Genomic DNA, 2,864 nt, shown 5'->3' with positions numbered 1-2,864 from the left:
GGGGGTGGTGGGGCTGACCCTGCGGGCAGCGGACGGGTGTGCGTTGCCGTCCTGGCGGCCGGGGGCGCATGTTGATGTGGTGCTCGGTGAGGGGCTGGTTCGGCAGTACTCGCTGTGCGGTGATCCGGGCGACTCGTGGACGTGGCGAGTGGGGGTCCGGAGGGAAGGGCCCGGTTCGGCGGTCGTCCATGAGCGGGTGCGTCCTGGCGACACGCTGGTGACGCGTGGGCCTCGTAACAACTTCGCTTTGGAGGACGCGCCCCGCTACCTGTTCCTCGCCGGCGGGATCGGCATCACGCCGATCCTTCCGATGGTGGCGGCCGCCGATGCCGCGGGGGCGGACTGGCGGCTCCTGTACGGCGGGCGCCGGCGCTCCGCCATGGCCTTCCTAGGCGAGCTGTCGGGCTATGGGGACCGGGTCGATGTCCGTCCCCAGGACGAGTGCGGCTTGCTCGACCTGGATGCTGCTCTGGCGGCGGTCGCGCCCGGCACGTTGGTCTATTGCTGCGGGCCGGAGGCGATGCTCGCAGCGGCTGAGGAACGCTGCGCTGCGCTGGGCGCCGGCTCGCTTCGCACCGAGCGGTTCACCCCGAAAGCCGCGACAGGCCCGGACGAGTCCTTCGAGGTCGAGCTCGCGGTGAGCGGCAGGAGCCTGAACGTCGAGTCTGGCCGCTCGATTCTGGAGACCGTGGAGAAGGCGGGCGTCGAGGTCCTGTCGTCCTGCCGCGAGGGGACGTGCGGGACGTGCGAGACGCCCGTCCTCGAAGGCGAGCCCGACCATCGTGACTCGGTCCTGACCGAGGAGGAGCGCGCGGACGGCGGCTTCATGATGATCTGCGTCTCGCGCGCTCGCGGTTCGCGGCTCGTCCTCGAACTGTAGGCGCGGGCTAGGAGGCCAGGGCGCGGCGGAGGGCGTCCAGGCGGTCGGCGTGCATGCGCTTGGTCACCGCCGCCTCCGTGATCAGAGTGGAGCCGTGGAAGGTGCCCGGGTAGTGGTGCATCTCGGTCGGGACACCCGCCTGGATCAGGCGCTGCGCGTAGCGGATGCCCTCGTCGCGCAGCGGATCGAACTCGCATGTCGTGACATAGGCGGGCGGAAGTCCGGACAGGTCCTCGGCGCGGGCGGGCGCCGCGTACGGTGACACGCCGTCGGTGCCGCGGACACCTTCGCCGAGGTAGTAGTCCCAGCTCAGTTCGGCGTTGGGCCGGTGCCAGATCGGCGTGTCGGTGTAGGTGCGCATCGAGGGGGTGTCGAGGCGGTCGTCCAGTTCGGGGATGCCGAGCAGCTGGAAGCAGAGTGCGGGGCCGCCGCGGTCGCGGGCCATCAGCGCGACGGCCGCGGACAGGCCGCCGCCCGCGCTGTCGCCGCCCACCGCGAGCCGGCCGGGGTCGATCCCGAGTTCGGTGCTGTGGGCCGCCGTCCAGATCAGCGCGGCGTAGCAGTCCTCCAGGCCGGCCGGGAAGGGGTGCTCCGGGGCGAGCCGGTAGCCGACGGACACGACGACGGCGCCGACCTCGGCGGCGATGCGTGTCGCGTCGTCTTGCGAGGTGTCGATGCTGCCGAGGACGAACCCGCCTGCGTGGATGAAAACCATCCCTGGAAGAGCGCCGTCCCGGTCCGCGGGCGCGAAGACACGCACCGGGACGTCGGGCGCGTCCTGCGGCCCCGAGACGGCGATGTCGCGGATCTCGACCGGCACGGGCGGCACGTACTGCGGCTTCCCGAACATCTCCGCCTCGCCCTGGCGGACCTGCTCGAAGTCGATGAGCGTGATGTGCGGCAGCATCGAGATCCACGGGACGAGTTCCGGATCGAAGGCGTATGTCACCTCGGGGCCCCTCTCTGTTGGGCACCAGTCTCGGCTCGGTCGCGCCATTTGCCCAGCCGCCCGGTGCCGCGAAACGGCCCGGCCCCGACGCGTTCGTCGCCTCCTCCGCCGCCGAGCCGGCGCGCTCGGCTGCGGGACACGCTGACCACCAGGGGCGATCCGCAGGTCCGGGCCGTCGCGCCCGGCTAGGCTGGCCGCACATTTCGCCAAGTGAAGGGCATGGCGCATGAACCGCAGCGAACTGGTCAGGGCGGTGGCGGACCGCGCGGGAAGCGACGAGGCGGTGGCCCGCCGGCACGTGGACGCGGTGGTCGAGACCGTGATGGAACGGGTGTCCGCCGGGGAGCGCGTCATCGTCACCGGATTCGGGACGTTCGACCGGCTGTCCCGCCCGGCTCGCAGTGCCCGCAACCCGCGTACGGGCGTCCCGGTCACGGTGCCCGCCGCGCAGGTCCCGCGTTTCCGGTCCGGCCAGACGTTCCGGAACCGCCTCGCCGGGAGCGACTCCGCGGCCGCCGGAGAGCGGGCCGCCGCGCCGGACGCGCCGGTCGGCGCCGTGGCCGAGCCGCCGAGCTCGGAGGAGCAGCCCAAGGCCGCCAGGAACGGCAAGAGCGTCCAGGACGGTGGAAAGAACGGAAAGAAGGCTAAAAAGGTGAAGCCGGGGGCGGACTCGAAGAAGGCCTCGAAGAAGGCCAAGGCGATCAAGGTGGACGCCTCCCCGTCCGCGAAGAGCGCCAAGAGCCCGAAGAACGCAGACAACGCGAAGATCGCAGGCAAGGCGAAGGCCACGAAGGCCACGAAGGCCACGACGGGCGCGGACACTGCGAAGGCCGTGAAGGGTGCGGGCGGTGCGAAGGCCGCGAAGATCGTGGACCAGGTGAAGATCGCGGGGAGTTCGAACGGCGCGAAGGGCGCGGATGTTGCGGACGGTGTGAAGGGTGCGGACGGCGTGAAGGACGCGAAGATCGCAGGTAAGGGCGCGGGCGGCGTGAAGGGGGCGAAGATCGCAGGTAAGGGTGCGGGCGGGGTGAAGGG

At 71.5% G+C, this 2,864-nt stretch carries 3 protein-coding genes; 2 read left to right on the top strand and 1 reads right to left on the bottom strand.

Features of this window, described 5'->3' with window-relative positions; genetic code table 11:
- A partial coding sequence (locus E1285_RS44305; protein ID WP_132160901.1) for a PDR/VanB family oxidoreductase occupies positions 1-880 on the top strand: 880 nt, incomplete at its 5' end.
- A gap of 7 nt (positions 881-887) precedes the next feature.
- Here the strand turns inward: E1285_RS44305 and E1285_RS44300 are convergent.
- Positions 888-1,829: an alpha/beta hydrolase gene (locus E1285_RS44300; protein ID WP_132160900.1), complete on the bottom strand. Its 942-nt coding sequence runs from the start codon at positions 1,827-1,829 to the stop codon at positions 888-890.
- A 226-nt stretch (positions 1,830-2,055) separates the two neighbouring features.
- Here E1285_RS44300 and E1285_RS44295 point away from each other — a divergent pair.
- On the top strand, positions 2,056-2,864 hold an 809-nt coding region (locus E1285_RS44295; protein WP_132160899.1), incomplete at its 3' end, for an HU family DNA-binding protein.

Source organism: Actinomadura sp. 7K507 (assembly GCF_004348425.1).
GTDB lineage: Bacteria > Actinomycetota > Actinomycetes > Streptosporangiales > Streptosporangiaceae > Spirillospora.
This window is presented reverse-complemented; position numbering and strand designations above follow the sequence as displayed.